The sequence below is a fragment of the Exiguobacterium sp. E17S genome, from assembly GCF_057772545.1.
Map to the genome: position 1 here is coordinate 1228387 of NZ_JBYLRU010000001.1, position 19167 is coordinate 1247553.

Consider the following 19167-nt stretch of genomic DNA (forward strand, 5'->3'; position numbering starts at 1 on the left):
AGCTGCGGCTGTGTGCTTTTCGTTTTAATATAAATCGCTTGTGTTGATCTGCGTCGGATCCTCATAAACGAGTACTTTGAAGCGAGCGGACACTTCGCTACCGTTCACCTGTTTCGGTTGTAACTGATCCACTGCGGGTGTTGACGGATTATTATCCGTATCAACCGCAACCGTTTCAAGAGCTGTCAACCGGACATACACTTTCCCGCGTGACTTTCCTTTAATCATCGGTCGATTGGCAGTCGTTGATGACACGATTTCGATCGCATCCGTATCTCCCGATTCAATCGTTAAACGATATCCGGAGAACCAGGTCGGAATTGCGCTGCTCCCTGCTTGATCACGGAATCCATACAGAGGTGTTGCATTCGAGCCGACTTGAACTTTCAACTCGTTTGCACTCAGTGTCAGTCCATCTTCAATGATCTTCAGTTTCTTCTCGACAGTACTACCTGAAAAATCTTTCAATCCAATCGTCACCGTGACTTCATTGGCGCTTGTTTTAGCGTTTAAAGGTACCGTCAATAAGTCAGTCGGTGATGTGACAGGGAGAGCTGTCGGAAGAGACGATGTCACCGTGAACGTAAATGGTTTAGTCGGTGTAAACGATTGATTCTCTTGTGTCACTAGACGAAATGCAAGAGTATCTGGTTGATTCACTTTGATTTCCTTTTTCAAGGCATCCGCAAAAGATCCCGCTAAAACGATTTTCGGCAACTTGACGGCAATCGGTACAGAATGATTCAAAGAAATAGACGTACCATTGATTTTCTTGAAATCGGAGAAAACAGTCGTCACATTGATGGCAGATGATTCTTTCGGTCGAACACCGGAAAGACTCGTCGCAATTTGTGGTGCTGTGTTAGTTGGTGTACTAAACGTTAAGTAGCTTGTATCCGTTGTAAACGTCGACTTTGTATTGGCAAATGCTTCACTCCATTTAAAAGTATAAGCAGCTGTTTCGTTGACATACAAATCAGATCTAGAACTGCTCAGCGTCGGTCGATTGTAGAGTTGAAGTGTTGTAGTCTCAAAAGGTGTCTCATACTCGATCAATGAACTATTTGATGTACATTTTTTATGGTTAGCGAACTTACAATACCCCCACGCATTTCCGTTCGGACGTGACATCGATTGACTTACAGATGCTGTCGAATTAAACAGGGCTTGTGTCCCGTTAAACGTAACTGTCCCGGCTTTTGGTGCTGTCCGTAAAATAAAACGCCATGTCAGTGTGTTTCCTGCCGTCTTGCTAATCGAGTTTCCATTCTCATCATAGCGAACGATATAGGGATTCCATGACTTAATTGCTCCATTTCCACTTTTCCCGGCTCGAACCGGTTCGAACTCCACGACATGTGGGAAATGCAACATTACTTTTTGTTGTGTTGTTGTACTGTTTATTTTTTCAAAGAAGACGGTCTTACCGTCTTGGATGAGATCAGTCGAAGATAATAGTTTCGTGCTTAGACCTTCCATGACAACACCTTCAAACGTAAATCCATCAGGTAAAAGTTCTTCGAAGTTGAGTTCCCCGATCGCAAACGTCCCGGACTTTGAATTTCCGCAATTACCGGTGATGTATTTTTGACCGATTCGATTTAACTCAATCGAATAATCCATCGCGACTAAATCGTCGTCGCTATTAGGCGTTACGTTTTTCACGAATGCTTTTTGAACGTTTAAATCACGGGAGGCGATCGGTGTTCCATTGTCAAAACAACTGTTTTTCGCACTCGTGTAACCAAGACCTATCCCGAGTAAGAAGACGATGAATACAAGTGAAGCCAGCAGTTTATAAGCTCTCATCAAGGACGCTCCTTGTACATGAATTTTATAATGACACTATTAGTTTCATTGTACGCCCTTTTACGACTTTTTACCTATTTTTTAATTAATTCCCAGTATCTTCGTACTTCACTAATGAAATAGAGTGATCCCGTCACGACGTATGTTCGCTCAGCGCTTAATTGATTGAAGAACGCTTCGACCGTCGTCACGTTGGCGCCTTCTTGCTGCAACTCCTCTATCGTCCGCGCTCGTGGAAAATCAAACGTCGTCTCATAAATATCTGGTGTAATGCTACGTAACTGTGTTAGCATCGCCGTCCGATCTTTGTCACGCAAAATCGAACAGAGCAACGTCACGGGTTTTGATTCCTCTTTTAACCGTTCAACGAGTGCCGTGATGCCTTCCGGATTATGCGCACCATCGAGAATGATCCGTGGTTTACGCGAGATGATCTCAAACCGTCCCGGATGTTTTGCCTCCCGTAGTCCTTTTCGGATTGCCGCTTTCGACCACCCAAGTCGCCGCGCACAAATGACGGCATTCGCCGCATTATGGACTTGATGATGACCTTCGAGCCCTAAGCGTGTCTCTGGTATTCCATCATACGTCGCCCAGGTCCCCGTCTCTTTTAAGCGGTAACGAATGATGGCTTCCTGACTCCATTTCAACGTCGCATTCCGGTCCCCGCAATACGCCATTAACGGCACGGTCAGCTCTTCCTGCAGTTTTCCGGCGATGACCGGTGTTCCTTGTTTGATGATGCCGAACTTTTGTAAAGCAATCTCTTGGAGCGTATCTCCGAGAATCGCTTGGTGATCGTGCCCGATTGACGTGATGATCGCGGCGACCGGCTTCTTGAAGACGTTCGTCGAATCATACAGTCCACCGAGACCGACTTCATAGATGACGAAATCGGGACGAATCTGATCAAAATAATAGAAGGCAAGTCCTGTTAATGCCTCGAACTCAGTGACCGTACCGAGTGCCGGATCGATGCGCCCGATGGCCGCTTGAACAGCGATCGCAGATGCGACGAGATCGTCTTCTGCAATCGGTATCCCATTCAACATGATCCGTTCCTCGAACTGAATGATATACGGCGACGTAAACGTCCCGATTCGTAATCCTTCCGCAATTCCCATCTCACGTAAGAACGCAACCGTCGATCCTTTTCCGTTCGTGCCAGCGACATGAATCGTCGGAATCGCGTCTGGGTCAATCTGTAATTCCAGTAACATCGCCTGCATCCGTTCAAGGCCTGGTTTAACACCGAATGCTAGTAAGCTCGATAACCAATCCAATACATCTTCTCGCGTCCTCATGCTGTTCGCTCCTTTAAAAAAAGTGGCTCAAGGAGACTTGAGCCACTGCTGTAATTAGTGTGAGAGTTCGTTGATGCGTGCTTCGACAGCTTGACGTTTTTCCGTATAATCAAGTGCCTTCGCTTTTTCTTCATCAATGACATGTGCTGGTGCTTTGCCGACGAAGCCAGGGTTGTTGAGTTTTTTCTCGACCCGTTCGACTTCTTTCGTATACTTGACGAGTTCTTTATTCAAGCGCGCGATTTCTTCCTCGATGTTGATCAAGTCCGCGAGTGGGATGAACAATTCTGCTCCCGTTACGATCGCACTCATTGCTTTTTCTGGCGCCGGCATCTGTTCTTCAATCCGGAGTTCAGACGCGTTCGTGAACTTTTGCAAGTACGAGCTGTTTGACGACAAGTCGTCTTGAACACGTGCGTCATTCGTCGAGATGAACAGTTGGATCTGTTTCGACATCGGTGCGTTCACTTCGGCGCGGATGTTACGAACCGAACGGATGACGTTCTGAACCGCTTCGAATGCTGGAACAGCTTCCGGGAAGTCGAGTGACGTCTCGCGTGTTGGCCACGCGGCACGTGTGATCGTTTCGCCTTCATGCGGTAAGTGTTGCCAGATCTCTTCCGTGATGAACGGCATGAATGGATGCATCAGACGCATGATCCGGTCGAGCGTATAGGCAAGAACCGAACGCGTCGTCTGCTTCGCTGCTTCATCTTCCCCGTTGAGTGGTAATTTCGCCATCTCGATGTACCAGTTACAGAAGTCTTCCCAGATGAAGTGATAAAGAATTCGTCCCGCTTCACCAAATTCATATTTATCCGACAGACGCGTCACATCGTCGATCGTCGTCTGTAAGCGTGTCAGAATCCATTTATCTGCGAGTGACTTCTCGCCTGTCAAATCGATCTGATCAAACGTTAGACCATCCATGTTCATCAAGGCAAAACGGCTTGCATTCCACAGTTTGTTCGAGAAGTTCCATGTTGCTTCGATTTTTTCCCAGTAGAAACGGAGATCGTTCCCTGGCGTTGATCCTGTCGTTAAGAACCAACGGAGTGAATCGGCACCGTACTTCTCAATGACATCCATCGGGTCGATTCCGTTCCCGAGGGATTTCGACATCTTGCGTCCTTCCGAATCACGAATCAATCCGTGGATCAAGACGTCTTGGAATGGACGTTGTCCTGTGAATTCGTACGATTGGAAGATCATCCGTGATACCCAGAAAGCGATGATGTCATAACCCGTAACGAGTGTCGATGTCGGGAAGTATTTTTGATAATCAGCAGCGTCCGTATTCGGCCACCCCATCGTCGAGAACGGCCAAAGCGCTGAAGAGAACCATGTATCGAGGACATCGTTGTCTTGCTCCCAGTTCTCGATATCGGCTGGTGCTTCCTTGCCAACGTAGACTTCACCTGTTTCTTTATGGTACCAAGCCGGAATCCGGTGTCCCCACCACAGTTGACGGCTGACACACCAGTCACGGATGTTTTCCATCCAGCGTACATATGTGTTCTCAAAGCGTTGTGGAACGAAGTTAACCTTGTCTGGTCCTTGTTGCTCCTCAAGTGCTTTTTGCGCGAGTGGCTCCATTTTAACGAACCATTGGAGTGAGAGATACGGCTCAACGATCGCGTCTGAACGCTCCGAGTGACCGACAGAGTGCAAGTGTGGTTCGATTTTGATTAGAACACCTTCTGCTTTTAAATCTTCAACGATTTGTTTCCGGCATTCGAAGCGATCCATACCTTCGTATTTCCCTGCGTTCTCGTTCATCGTTCCATCTTCATTCATGACGAGGACACGTGGTAACTCGTGACGGTTACCGACTTCGAAGTCGTTCGGGTCGTGGGCTGGTGTGATTTTAACGACACCTGTACCGAACTCCATGTCGACATAGTCATCGGCAACGATCGGAATCTCGCGACCAACGATTGGTAACGTGATCGTTTTTCCGACGAGGTGAGCATAACGCTCATCCTTCGGATTCACGGCAATCGCTGTATCACCGAGCATCGTCTCAGGACGTGTCGTCGCTAGTTCAACGTGACCTGAACCGTCCGTTAGTGGATAGCTGAAGTGATAGAACGCACCTTCAATATCCTTATAGATGACTTCGATATCTGAGATCGCTGTTTTTGTTGCTGGGTCCCAGTTAACGATGTATTCGCCGCGGTAGATCAAGCCTTTTTCGTAAAGTTTCACGAAGACTTCTTGAACCGCTTCTGACAATCCTTCGTCAAGCGTGAAGCGTTCACGCGAATAATCGAGTCCGAGACCAAGTTTTGCCCATTGTGCACGGATCGTTGACGCGTACTCTTCTTTCCATGCCCATGATTGCTCGAGGAATTTCTCACGACCCATTTCAAGGCGTGATTGTCCTTCTGCCCGCAGTTTTTGTTCGACTTTTGCTTGCGTCGCGATACCGGCATGATCCATTCCTGGTAGGTAAAGGACGTCGAACCCTTGCATCCGCTTCATCCGTGTCAGCATGTCTTGTAACGTCGTGTCCCATGCGTGACCGAGATGCAATTTACCTGTGACGTTCGGTGGTGGAATGACGATCGTGTACGGCTCTTTTTCTGGATCCTGATCGGCTTTGAAATAGTCACCTTTCACCCAAAAGTCGTACCATTTTTCTTCCGTTGCCTGCGGATCATACTTCGTTGGCATTGATAATTCCTGCATCCTGATCGCTCCCTTTTTGTCCATAATAAAAACGGCTTCTCTCGTCCTATGCTAAGGACGAAAGAAAGCCGTTGCTTTTTTCCGCGGTACCACCTTAGTTCATCCATAATCGGATGCCCTCGAGCCACGTAACGTGTGGAGGACGGATATCGCTCGTAAGACTTACGATACCAGCTCGTGGGGTGACCTTCCTCCTGTTCGCCCGTCACATCTTTCAGCCAAGGATGTGTTCTCTACACCGGTACGAATACAGGACTACTCTTCCCGTCATCGCTGTTGCCATTTTCTTCTTTACTCATTTTAGCCGAGACTTCAAGTAATCGTCAAGAACTGCTTAACGACCAAATTCAACTTGGAGTTCTTGGAACGTCAATTCGACGGCTTCAATCGTCCGCTCGATGTCTTCGTCCGTATGGGCGATCGACAGGAAGAGACCTTCGAATTGTGACGGTGGTAAGAAAACACCACGCGCCGCCATCTTTTGATAATACGAACGGAACATCTCAAGGTTCGATGTTTTCGCTTTTTCGAAGTTCGTGACACGTTCATCCGTAAAGAAGACACCAAACATCGCGCCTGCGCGGTTCGTCGTCAGCGGAATGTTATATTTCGCCGCAGCGTTCAGGTAGCCTTCTGACAAACGGCTCGCTTTTCGGTCGAACTCTGCATAGTGTTCTGGTTTCAATTGTGTCAATGTCGCTAGACCCGCTGCCATCGCGAGTGGGTTCCCGGATAATGTACCCGCTTGATAGATTGGACCTTGTGGTGCGATCTGTTCCATGATGTCACGACGTCCGCCGTAAGCACCGACTGGCATTCCGCCGCCGATGACTTTACCGAGACACGTGATGTCCGGTGTGACACCGAAATGTCCTTGCGCACAGTGGAATCCGACACGGAAACCGGTCATGACTTCGTCAAAGATCAATAAAGCGCCGTTTTCCGATGTGATCTCCCGTAAGCCTTCGAGGAAGCCTGGTTCTGGTGGCACGAAGCCCATGTTCCCAGCAGCCGGTTCGACGATGACACCAGCGATATCGTCGCCGTGTTTTTCGAACGCGATCCGGACAGCGTCCAAATCGTTGTATGGAACCGTCAGCGTCATGCTCGCGATTTGCGCCGGAACGCCTGGTGAATCTGGTAATCCGAGTGTCGCGACACCTGAACCTGCTTTGATCAAGAGCGAGTCACCGTGACCATGGTAACAGCCTTCGAACTTGAGGATTTTCGTCCGACCTGTGTAACCACGCGCGAGACGAAGCGCTGCCATCGTAGCTTCTGTTCCTGAGTTGACCATCCGGACGACTTCGACTGACGGCACACGACTGATGACGACTTCCGCCATCGCTGATTCGATTTCCGTTGGTGTCCCGTAGCTCCAGCCACGTGTCGCTTGTTCTTGGATCGCTGACGTGACGATTGGATCGGCATGACCGAGAATCATTGGTCCCCATGACAAGACGTAATCGATATACTCTTTTCCGTCGATGTCATAGAGCTTTGATCCTTTCGCATGATCTGCGAAAATCGGTGTCATCCCGACCGATTTATAAGCACGGACCGGGCTGTTTACACCACCCGGCATGAGCGGGAGTGCCCGCTCGAATGCTTCTTTTGATTTTGAGTTCTGGTTAATTAAGCTCATTTCGACCCCTCCAGGTAACGACAAATGTCTTTTGCGAAATAGGTGATGATTAAATCAGCGCCTGCTCGTTTAAAGCCAAGCATCGTCTCAAGGACGATTCGTTCTTCATCAATCCAGCCGTTCAAGGCAGCAGCTTTGACCATCGCATACTCACCCGATACGTTATACGCGACGATCGGCAGATCAATTCGCTCGCGCACATCGCGAATGATATCCATGAACGCAAGCGCAGGTTTGACGATCATGAAGTCAGCTCCTTGATCGACGTCCGCTGTTGCTTCGCGGAACGCTTCGCGACGGTTTGCTGGATCCATTTGATAACCTTTCCGGTCGCCTTCTCCCGGTGCCGAATTCGCTGCATCACGGAATGGACCGTAATAAGCAGACGCATATTTAACACCATAGCTCATGACTGGAATATGGCTGAAGCCGTTCTCGTCTAATCCTTGACGAATCGCTGCGACGAATCCGTCCATCATCGATGATGGAGCGATGACGTCGGCACCCGCTCGAGCTTGTGAGATCGCTGTCTTGACGTGAAGCGGTAATGACGCATCATTATCGACCGTACCGTCAGCGACGATCCCACAGTGACCTGTCGACGTATATTCACATAAGCATGTGTCAGCGATGACCGTTAGCTGCGGGGCAACCTTCTTGACGAGACGTGTCGCTTCTTGAACGATCCCGTGATCGTGAAACGCACCTGATCCTTGCTCGTCTTTCAAGTGGTCATGCGGAACACCGAATAAAATGACAGATTCAATTCCGAGTGCGACGACTTCTTCAATCTCAGCCGTCAGATGATCAAGTGATAAGTTGAAGACGCCAGGCATCGAACTGACTTCGCGTTTAATATCTTCACCTTCAGCGACGAAGATCGGATAAATCAAATCTGATTTATGCAACTGGTTCTCGCGGACGAGTGACCGGAGTGATGCGGTATGGCGCAAACGACGGTGACGTGCGTATTCTAATGTGTTCATGCTGATTCCTCCTCAATGATACGATCAATCATGCCGTCTACCGTGAATTCACGGGCGACATGGATCGGTTGAAGTCCGGCTGCTTTTGCTGCTTGCTCCGTAATCGTCCCAATGACGATGAACGTCGTCTGCGGGGATAGTGGAGCAATCGCTTCGACAGCGGAAGGACTCTGCAGTCCAATATAGGTTGCTGTTCTGACAAGTGCTTCAGGTAGCCGACGAGTGACGGTTTCATAGGTGATGATATCTTCGATCGTATATCGATTCAGGTTTCGTAACTGATCGACCGGCGCTTGCCGCGATCGGTTCCCTCGCGCAAAGACGATATAATCGCCGTCAGACAAGTGTGGTCCGAGTTCTGCGACGAGTGCGTCTCCTGTAAAGGTCGACGGACAGAAATCGGCTGTTCGACCGTACTTCGCAAGTGCGTCTGCCGTCTTTCGTCCGACGACCGCGATACGCGTTGCTGCTAATTCAGGCAACGCATCAGCAATCCGGTGGACACCATTCGGACTCGTCACGATGAGCCAATCAATTCCCTTCGGCAATGTAAACGAAACCGGTAGCGTTTCAATGACAGGATAGTGCACTGACTCGATCGCGACGGCGCGCAGTCGCGCGATCTGCTCGGTCGTCGGTGGTCGGCTGCCCGTGAAGAGTACCTGCTTACAAGTCATCCGGAAGTGTCGCGAGAATCTCACGACCGCCCGAAGCAAGCAGACGTTCGGCAACATCTTGACCGAGTTGCATCGGGTCTAGACCTGATTCGCGCTCGAGTAGAATTTGCTCTCCATCGACGGATCCAATGAATCCGACGAGTGTCGTTGACATGTCTTCGTTGATCGTTGCAAATCCACCGACCGGAACGTGACAGCTACCTTCGATCGCCGCTAAGAACGCGCGCTCTGCGTAAGCTACTTTTTCTGTCATCTGATCATGGATCAGGTGCAGGAGGTCACGTACTTCTTGGTCATGTTCGCGACATTCGATACCGAGGATTCCTTGACCGACGGCTGGAATCATGTCATCTGTCGAGAGATATTCCGAGACGACGTCTTCAGACCAACCCATCCGTTGTAGACCAGCTGCTGCGAGCAAAATCCCGTCAAACGGACCATTTTTTAATTTATCGAGTCGTGTGTCGATGTTTCCGCGAATCGATTCGATCTTTAAATCAGGGCGGAGTTTTAGCAATTGCGACCCACGACGTAAGCTACTCGTGCCGACAACTGCACCTTCTGGCAAGGAAGCAAGACCTTCGCCTGTTTTCGTGATCAAGGCATCACGCGCATCGACACGCGCTGGTGTTGCACCGATGATGAGACCGTCCGGTAATTCAGAAGGTAGATCCTTCATGCTGTGAACGGCAAAATCGATTTCTTCGTCAATCATCTGTTGCTCGATCTCTTTTACGAATAATCCTTTACCGCCGACTTTCGAGAGCGTCACATCCAAAATACGGTCCCCTTTTGTGATGATGTTCTTAATTTCGAACTCATACGGCGCGCCGGCTTGTTTCAACTGGTCAATGACCCATTTCGTCTGTGTCATCGCTAGCTTCGAGCTTCGCGATCCAACAATGATTTTTCGCATGCTAAAATCCCCCTGTACAATGATAAAGGGGCGGCACAAGTCCGCCCCATGCATTTTCTATTGTAACACAAATCGTGCTTTGTTCACCGGTTCACAGCTTTTGCGGAAGGTGCCGTCTCTTCTGATGTCATGACGTCATCTTCGAGCCCTTCGAACAAGTCTTCGTTTAATGCAAACGTATCCATGAACTGCGCAATCCGCTCATCGGCATCTGGCTTCGCTGCCGCATCTTTAATATAAGATAACGGTTCACGCAACAACTGGTTGATGATTGATTTCATGTGTTTGCCAATGACGGTTTTTTCACGTTTCGACATCTCCGGTAATTTCCGTTCCAAGCTTTGCATCGTTTCTTGTTGAATGCGTAACGCCTGGTCTCGTAATTCCGTGATGATCGGTACGACACCAAGTGTCGTCATCCAACCTTCGAACTCAGCGATTGCCGCTTCAATCCGTTGTTCGATCTTCGCCGCTTCCTTCATTCGTTCCGCCATATTTTGTTGGACGATCGATGTCAGATCATCGACATCATACAAATGAACACCTGGCAAGTCACCGACGGTCGGTTCGATGTCGCGTGGTACGGCGATATCGATCAAGAGGAATGGACGATCGTGACGGAACAGCTGTGCAGCCGCGATGTCTTCCCGTTTGATGATGGCCCGTTTGGCACCCGTTGAAGAGATGACGATGTCTGCCCGAAGCAAACCGCACTGCATCTCGTTGATCGAATGTGCCGATCCTTCGAACCGATTCGCGACCTCTTCTGCTTTAGCTAACGTCCGGTTAAAGACCGTGATATCGCGTGCCCCTGCTTCATATAGGTTAAGCGTCGTCAATTCGCCGGTTTCTCCCGCACCGATGACGACGATTGATTTATCTTCAAGCGACCCGAGTAACTGTTCGGCAAGCGTGACAGCTGCAGCACTGACAGAAACGGCATTTTCACCGATTCCAGTTTCTGCGTGAGCCCGTTTGGCGAGCGTGACCGCTTCTTTGAAGAGTTTATTGAAGACCGTTCCTGTCGTTTCAAGCTTTTGCGCCATGAAGAAGCTTGTCTTGACTTGACCAAGAATCTGCGTTTCACCGACGATCATCGAATCAAGCCCACTTGTCACGCGGAACAGATGCTTCATCGCATCAAACCCTTCATGAATGAAGAGATACGGCTCGAGTTCCTCCATCGTCAAACCGAACCAGTTTGCAAGGAAACGTTTCGTATAATACCGTCCTGTATGTGGCTGATCCGTCACGACGTACAGTTCCGTCCGATTACATGTCGAGACGATGACACTTTCAAAAATACTTTTTTCATCGCGCAATGCGACGACCGCTCCCTTCATCTCATGCTCCCCAAATGAGACTTGTTCGCGTATTGATACAGGCGCTGTTTTGTTATTCAAGCCGACCACTACGATATGCATGCGCTCTACCCCTTACGTCCAAAGATTTCGTTCCGATCTATCTTTTCGTTCTCTATCCTACATTATAACCATTATAAAAAAGATTCCAATCAATTTATAAACTAAAATGAGTCGAAGTTGTGAAATCTTCTTCATTTTTTCTCTTCTTCTACCTTATCCCTCTCTCATGAAAATCACAAACCCTCTGCTCCTAAAAAGAGCAGAGGGTTACACTTTACTTCAAGGATTCAGGTGATACCGTCACGTCCGGTACGTCGAGACGCTGCTGACGTAAACGATAGATCCGAGCGATATTTTGAACGACGACTTTTGAAACTGCGTATGTTGGAACCGCCAAGATGACACCGATGATTCCACCGATTTTCCCAGCAACGAGCAAGACGATAATGATCGTCAACGGATGAACCTTGAGTGTCTTTCCTTGGACATAAGGAGAAATCAAGTTCGACTCGATTTGCTGCGCGACGACGATCGTGATGATCGCATAGACGGCTTTGATCGGATCATCGATGAACCCGACGATGACTGCCGGTACGGCACCGATGTAGGGACCAAGATACGGAATGATGTTCGTGACCGTACAGAATAAGGCAAGCAGTAACGCATATTGAATATCTGCGATGAAGAAGCCAATCAATGACATGAGACCGACACAGATCGAGACGATGACCTGTCCATTGACATAATGCTTCACTGTCACGTGCATGTCGTGCAAGATTTTACGCGTTTCTGTTTCATAGCTTTTCGGCAACAGCTTGACGACGGAATCCGGAAACTTATAGCCGTCAAGCAACATATAAACTAAGATGAACGGCACTAAGACGATGATTAAAACGGTCGAAGAGATGACACCGAAAATCGTTCCGACAGACGTCGAGACAGACTTAAAGACGGTACCGATATACGACGTTGCTTCATTCGTCCACTTGTCAAACAAGTCCGTATTCTCGTGAACCCATGTCGAGATGAAGCGATTGTTCATCAATTGATCGCGTAAATTTAACGTCTGATCGCGCAATTCAACGACGAGTGTCGGAATGCTTGTCGCAAAATCCGTCACCTGCTCGACTAAGATCGGTCCGATGGATGCGACCGCAATCGTCAGGATGGTAATGAAACCAAGCAGGACGATCAAGACGGCAAGCCCACGCTTCTTAACCCGTTTTTGTAGTGCGTCCACGATACCGAGCGTAAAATAATAGAAAATCCCTGCGATGATCAATGGCGGGAAAATCAAGGCCAACATGACACGAATCGGCTGGAATAAAAATGAAATTTTCGTTCCAACCCAGATGACGAGAAAAATCACTAATATCCAGATTAATGCTTTAAACCACTTGTTTCGTAACAACTCCACCTAACTTATCCCCCTCATACCTATTCGTCAGCCGACTTTTTCCTCGGTGACGTCTTCGAGACGTTGGCGCTCCATCTGCCCCCAGTGTCCTCGACCAGTCAAGAATTGAATCAATCCTCCTAGCTTGAAGAAGACGAGAATCGGACGGTACCAGAACGACTCGGTTAAGGACCATAGATACAACCGAATCAATTCCTTGACGTTCTTGAATCGGTGCATCGTCCACTCTTCCAATAATACGGCACCTGCTGACAATAGGGAACCATAGAGTAAAGCGACGATCAGCAAGACGATTCCAAATTCAAAGTTGAGTGTACCGACGAGTAGGTTAAGCGGAATGATGAAATAACCGATCAGTTCGACGATTGGTCCGAGTAGTTCAATCAAAAAGAAATACAACATCGAGACGCTACCAACAGAACCATATTTCGGATTGCCAATCATCCGTTTATGCGTCCACAACGTCTCAGCAAGACCACGATGCCAACGTGTTCGCTGTGAACGTAACACTTCCATCGATTCTGGAGCTTGTGTCCAGCAGACTGGCGCCGGAACGTACTCGATCCGTTTATCGAGCTTGTTTTCCTTCATGTATCGGTGTAAACGAACGACAAGTTCCATGTCCTCACCGACAAGCCCTTCTTTATATCCGCCTGCCTGTACGACGATGTTCTTTTGGAACAATCCGAAGGCACCGGAGACGATCAACAAGATGTTGAAGCGGCTAAGACCAAGGCGCCCGAACAAGAATGCTCGGAAATACTCAATCATCTGCATCAGGACGATCCGTTGCTTCGGTGTCCGAATCTCGACGATTTCGCCGCCTTCGATCGTACATCCGTTAACGAGGAAGATCGAACCACATGTCGCGACGACTTCTTCATCTGACTCGACAATTGGCTTCATGACTTTCAACAACGCATCACGCTCTAAAATCGAATCCGCGTCGAGTGAACAGAAATACGGATAACTCGAGTGGTCGATACCGGCATTCAGGGCATCTGCCTTTCCACCATTCTCTTTATCGATGACGATCAAACGACTGTCAATCCGGGATCGATAGACCTGCTTGATTGGTTTTGAACCGATCAAGATACGTGGATACTGGATTTCTTTCTCTAACTCATACGCACGAAACAGTTCATCCATCGTTCCGTCCTTTGAACCATCGTTAATGACGAGTACCTCATGCTCCGGATAGTCAAGCGCTAGCAAGGCCTGGACACTTGAGACAATCGTATATTCTTCATTATAGGCCGGAACAAGGATACTGACCGGTCGTGTATAGAGAGACCGCATCAACGGTAAATAAGAACTTTCTTTCCGGCGGAAACGTTGCCGACGCACCATCTGAGCAGAAATTAAATAAAGCGTCGAATAGAATACGATGACGAGTAACATATAAATCAATACGGTCCAGGAAAGGACTTCAATAATGGCTTGGATTGTCTCAGACGACATGATGCTTCATCTCCTTTGCCAACCGTTCTGTAGCTTTTTGACGCGCATAGCGGTCGGGATGTGTACTTGATACCTTCGCCAACTGTTCGATTCCACCACAAGCAAGTAGTGCATCAAAGGCTGCCGTCCGAACCCACCAAGAGCGACTACCGACGAACGGCAGGATCGCTGGTATCGCATCGTCTGGAACGACGTGCTCTAAGAAACGAAGGGCAAGCATCTGCTCGACCCAACTCGATTCTTCTTCCAAGTAAGGGACATACAATTTCCAGTCTTCCTCAAGTCCAATCCGAGTGAGCGCGCGAAGGGCACGTTTTCGAATTTCCGGATTTTCATCCGTTGTCTTGTCACGGACGAGTGCGATATAACGGGTCTCATCCCGATCAAAGATCAGCTGTAGAATCGCTAACTTAAACGATAACGTCAATTCTTCAAAAGCAGTCACCCATTCTGTCAAATCTTGACTACGACCGACAGCAAGGATAGCGCCAAAGAAGCTAATCTCATTTTCTTGTTTAGCAATCGCAATCGCATCTTGCGGGGATAAGGAGACAAGTGTCCGGACGATGACATCGCTCTCCTCTTTTTCAATTGCCTTCCCCCAACGCGCATGAATCATTGGTGCGACTGCAACCAAACGGAATTGTGAAACGGCTTCATAGGCGTTCAAGCGGCGGTCGATCCGCCGATGCTTCAATTGTTGCTCATAATATGCTTGCATATTCGCAGCGACGAAAGCTTGTATACGTTCAAGATGAACCGGTGTTGCCGTCAAGTTAGACAACGCGAACAATTCAAGCTCCGCTAAATCTTCGTTTCCTTTTTGAATCGCTGGCATATCTTGACGTTCACTTGTCGCATAGTCATAAATGTCATCTCGAAAGGCAAGCTGCCAATCGCGACGCGCATGCTCACGATTGGCGCGTTTTCGTTTTTGAACGACAAGATAGATCAATGCTCCACCTTGTAAGAAGATGAGTACGACGATGAATACTAGAATCGCCTGCATCATCGGCCGTCCTCGACTTTGCGAATCCAAGCACGAAACTCTTCGATTTTCAGTGGAAGCGTCATGATGTAATCAACACCACGATCAATCGCTAGGACATGATCACGTTCACGGTTATACATCGAGATCATCATCGATTGGAATGGTGCGACACTCTGTTGTTTTGCTCGCAGCAGCAGTTCCAGTCCATCCGCTCGCGGCAATGCGGACGTGAACACGAGTAAGTACGGACGGGATGCCACATACTCATCAAGGAACGTCTCCGCTCGCTCGAACGTCACGAAGCGTTCGAAACGGTCCGTCAATTCCCGTTCCATCATCCGACGAATATGCGGATCTTCCGTTACGACGACAACGTCTGCGATATGATGGATCTTCTTATAACGCGCAAGGCGATCGAGAACAAGCTCCCGCGACAGCGTCGCCGGCAGAACTTCACGTGCGTTCTCTAACCCAAAGAAAGAGGGTTCCGTATTAAAGTAAACGACAGGAATCCGCTCCTCGATGACGGGTTTGCTCGCGAGAACGACATCAGCATAAGAGATGTCCGTCCGCACGCACCACCCTTCCTCGATCAGACTATTGACTGTTTCCGGCATTTGTCCGACCGTGTGTACGAATAAGGTATTCGTCGTCGATTCTCGGACAGCCTCTTCCGTCCATTCAATCGTCGAACTGACCTCACGATCTTGAGTTGTTGATTCAAACGACTGATTGATTAATTTCCACATCTCTTCACGTCGCATTTAGTTTCCTCCCTCAGTGAATGCTTTTTTCATCGTATGATAGATAGGTTTCAATTCTTCCCGTTGCTGTGGATTCGTCCACTCGGCCCAGTTGTAGAAACCACGATCCTTCTCTGGAATACGTGTATCACCGACTTGACCTGTGACTTCGATTCCTTCCGTGATCATCTTCGCTTCGAGTCCATCTTTCCAAAAGTCTCCGATGATTTCATGTTTACTTGGATCACGCATATTCAAGACCATCCATGGAATACGGAGTTCAACGGTTGGTTTCGTGACATCTGAGATATCCGTTAAAATGTCATCTGGTTCTCCTTCATGTAAAACACCTGTGTCCCATTTGACGGCTGGTTTGACGATTTTTTTCGTCACTGGGTCTCGTCTTGCATAATCGAGCATTTGATAGATCGGAACGAACTTGCCGCTGTCTTTTTGATCAGACGGAGGTTTCACCATTTCAAACGGCATCTTCAGACCGTAGTGGTATCGGAAGATGTCATAGCGAGCATCGACATCAATACGCGCTGACTGATCGATCGTCAGACGGTATTCGGCTCCTTCGTCAAGCGTCAACGGACCGACTTTCGTATTCCCATCATTCGGTTTAGTCGATAGTGCAAGTGTCGTCGGTTCTGCTTTCTTCCGGTCGATGCGCAAGTAGAGATATGCCTCGTCGGAAGTCATATAAATCGCTCGATCCTTATTTTCAGCAACTGGAGCATACCCTTTCCAGTCATCCAGTTTCCCGTCAATGACGATATCCGAACGGAGGAATCCAAGCATCCCGAAATGTTGTTCACTTGTTTGAACATTCGACCAACGTGGACGGGTATCCGCATCGTCATAATCCATTGTGTTCCATGTTCGTTTGAACCATTCGTCTTGCCAGATGAAGACCAGTCCACCAGCCGTCTTGACGTCTTTGATGTCTTGATAGAGCTGCGCGACGAGTTCGCCTTGTTTCTTTTCACTGACATGTCCTTGGTCGAAACCGTTCGGTCCAAGGTGTGTCTTCCCGCGAGAACTCGGAATACCGAATTCCGATACAAGTAACGGCATATCATGATAGTCTTTCATTTCTTTCAAATAACGAGCGTAGGATTCAGAGCTCTTATCTGCTTTTTGACTGTATTCTTCCTTGATGAACGAAGGGTAATACGGATAGATGTGATAAGACGCAAACAAACCACCTGGGAAATCCTTCGTTGCTTTTAAATGATTGAAGTCGATCGAGACGAGATCCTGCTCTTCTTCGACCTCTTTCGGGTGTTTCAATGGATCCGTCGTCGGCCAGTTCGTCGAACCAATTGGTCGAGTCGTGCCGTACTCTTTGATTTCGTGTGCTGTCGCTGTATCCATTCGACCAGCAAGCCACGATTCGAACGGTGACGCCTCTTGTGTCGTCGTCACGTATTTCCCTTCGAATCGTGTGCCTTTATTTTTTTTATTCGTCTCGACGACGGCTTCCGGTAACCATTCGATTCCGAAGACGAACGCTGAAACGTATTGCGAGACGTCTGAAGTATATGTTCCGGAAGCATGACCGACGACTTCCTTGACGACCGCGTTACCATGAATGACATCGACCATTCGTTTGGCTTCCGTATCGGTCATCTTCAAGAAGTCTGGCTCAAAAGCGTTCTTCAACTCTTCGAATGGTTTTTCCTCGACCCACATACCTTGCATCAAATAAATCGGTTGCTTCGCCCGTTCGTTATACGCTTTTAATGCATCGTAAAAAGCAGGAGGATGCAATGTATACACGCGAATCGTATTGACACCCAACTCGCCGATTTCCTTTAGCCAACGATCGTATTCATTCCGACTGATGGCATGTTCCCCGGGAAATGCACCCGGTCGACCGAGTCCGACGTTAACGCCTTTGACGAAATACGGCTTCCATTCGCCATCTTGATACATCTCAAGCGTGTCTTGTCCTTCACGTGCTCGAGTTCGTAGTTCTTGATTACCAACTTTCGTTTGAGAGAGTGGCTTTACTTTCGCAGCCTGCGTCGAGACACGTTTTGTATCCTCAAGGATTCGCGTCAATGTCGGGGCATAAATCTTCCAAAAGAATGCTGATTCACTCTCTGCACTATCGAGAATGAACTGTTTACGGAACCAATCAAGCCCACTATATCGATAGTAGCGCGGGATATCCGCGACGTCGGTGTAGTCACCCGCAAAATAGTGTCCACTTCCTTGCGTGACATACGCTGGGAACTCAAGCGGCAACTGATACTTCCGAAGCATCGCTTGTGTCTGCTTTGACGGTTTCCAAGAAAAATGCGCTTGTTGCTCGCCACCATCTAGCTCTAAAATCTCGAACCAGTAGTTATAACGGACCTCATCTTTTGCACTGCCCTTGTTTTTATCCCATTTATAAAGTAATGGTGTATCATCATTGACGAAAAAAGCTTTTTCCGTTGAGTCATTGATGAAGACATAACCTGGACCAGATAGTTTGAATTCTTTTTCTTTCGCCTGCGCTTTTAATTGAGCTACGACGTTCTTCTCAAGACCTTGCAGTTTTGTTAAATCCGGGAAAAATCGACCGATCCATCCTGTCCAAGCCGTTCCGAACAACTGACGGAACGCATTGGACCGTTCGACTGACGTCGGACTTGCCGCCGTATTGAACTCCGCCACGACCGTTTTCCCTTGCGAAATGGCTTCGGTCGCGAGCTCGACGTCTTCCGTCGTCAAGCCACCACGATGTTCTTTTTTTCCGTTGACGTCATATGACTTTCCATACGTATCCGTAAACAACAGCACATCTGCTTTCGAGGCTTGTTGTAACATTTTTTCACCTTGTGTACCGTCATAACGGTTGATGTAGTCCGAATATGCATAATCCTGCCCTTGCGTATTTCGGATCTTTAAGTGATTCAATAACCACGTCGTTCCGGCATGCTCTCGTTCCTCCGTTCCGTTCGTGTAATCAAATAGTGCAATGTTTAATGTCTTTTCCTGTTTCAAGAACCAAATGGCAAATGGTGTCAGAATGAGTAAGACGACGATTGCGAACGTCCATTTATAACGCCTCATATTGGCATAGCCTCCCACTAGAACAATTTGTTCCTATCATTGTAACGTGAATTAAATGATGTTCATATATTGGAAATCAAATATGATGGAAGGA

At 48.2% G+C, this 19167-nt stretch carries 13 protein-coding genes and 1 other annotated feature; all 13 genes read right to left on the reverse strand.

Annotated features, from left to right (window positions below):
• Positions 1-24: 24 nt before the first annotated feature.
• The 13 genes from AC3B4V_RS06435 to AC3B4V_RS06495 all read right to left on the reverse strand — a co-directional run bounded on the left by AC3B4V_RS06435 (position 25) and on the right by AC3B4V_RS06495 (position 19073).
• Positions 25-1809 (reverse strand): hypothetical protein, encoded by a 1785-nt coding sequence (locus AC3B4V_RS06435; protein ID WP_488377999.1) that lies wholly within the window; start codon positions 1807-1809, stop codon positions 25-27.
• A gap of 74 nt (positions 1810-1883) precedes the next feature.
• Entirely contained in the window at positions 1884-3113 is a 1230-nt protein-coding gene (locus AC3B4V_RS06440) for a bifunctional folylpolyglutamate synthase/dihydrofolate synthase (RefSeq protein ID WP_488378000.1), read from the reverse strand.
• A 54-nt stretch (positions 3114-3167) separates the two neighbouring features.
• On the reverse strand, positions 3168-5804 hold the full coding sequence (locus AC3B4V_RS06445; protein WP_410755937.1) for a valine--tRNA ligase: 2637 nt from the start codon (positions 5802-5804) through the stop codon (positions 3168-3170).
• A 50-nt stretch (positions 5805-5854) separates the two neighbouring features.
• Positions 5855-6084, reverse strand: a binding site (T-box leader).
• Positions 6085-6138: 54 nt separating this feature from the next.
• A complete protein-coding gene (gene hemL, locus AC3B4V_RS06450; RefSeq protein WP_055968728.1) occupies positions 6139-7449 on the reverse strand; it encodes a glutamate-1-semialdehyde 2,1-aminomutase in 1311 nt (436 codons plus the stop codon).
• Positions 7446-8435, reverse strand: a complete 990-nt coding sequence (gene hemB / locus AC3B4V_RS06455; protein WP_023468970.1) for a porphobilinogen synthase — start codon at positions 8433-8435, stop codon at positions 7446-7448. Before hemB ends, hemL begins: the two co-directional genes overlap by 4 nt.
• Positions 8432-9112: a uroporphyrinogen-III synthase gene (locus AC3B4V_RS06460; protein WP_488378001.1), complete on the reverse strand. Its 681-nt coding sequence runs from the start codon at positions 9110-9112 to the stop codon at positions 8432-8434. The genes hemB and AC3B4V_RS06460 overlap by 4 nt, the downstream gene beginning before the upstream one ends.
• The gene (hemC, locus tag AC3B4V_RS06465; protein WP_023468972.1) at positions 9102-10028 is read right to left on the reverse strand and encodes a hydroxymethylbilane synthase; all 927 of its coding nucleotides are present in this window, start codon (positions 10026-10028) and stop codon (positions 9102-9104) included. The genes AC3B4V_RS06460 and hemC overlap by 11 nt, the downstream gene beginning before the upstream one ends.
• Before the next feature lie 83 nt (positions 10029-10111).
• The gene (gene hemA, locus AC3B4V_RS06470) at positions 10112-11452 is read right to left on the reverse strand and encodes a glutamyl-tRNA reductase (RefSeq protein WP_050677617.1); all 1341 of its coding nucleotides are present in this window, start codon (positions 11450-11452) and stop codon (positions 10112-10114) included.
• Positions 11453-11666: 214 nt separating this feature from the next.
• Positions 11667-12809, reverse strand: a complete 1143-nt coding sequence (locus AC3B4V_RS06475) for an AI-2E family transporter (protein ID WP_215083824.1) — start codon at positions 12807-12809, stop codon at positions 11667-11669.
• A 27-nt stretch (positions 12810-12836) separates the two neighbouring features.
• A complete protein-coding gene (locus tag AC3B4V_RS06480) occupies positions 12837-14270 on the reverse strand; it encodes a glycosyltransferase family 2 protein (RefSeq protein ID WP_488378002.1) in 1434 nt (477 codons plus the stop codon).
• Entirely contained in the window at positions 14260-15279 is a 1020-nt protein-coding gene (locus AC3B4V_RS06485) for a HEAT repeat domain-containing protein (RefSeq protein WP_488378003.1), read from the reverse strand. Before AC3B4V_RS06485 ends, AC3B4V_RS06480 begins: the two co-directional genes overlap by 11 nt.
• Positions 15279-16025, reverse strand: coding sequence for a response regulator (locus tag AC3B4V_RS06490; RefSeq protein ID WP_488378004.1), 747 nt, complete (start codon positions 16023-16025; stop codon positions 15279-15281). Before AC3B4V_RS06490 ends, AC3B4V_RS06485 begins: the two co-directional genes overlap by 1 nt.
• Positions 16026-19073, reverse strand: a complete 3048-nt coding sequence (locus tag AC3B4V_RS06495; RefSeq protein WP_488378005.1) for a hypothetical protein — start codon at positions 19071-19073, stop codon at positions 16026-16028.
• Positions 19074-19167 lie beyond the last annotated feature (94 nt).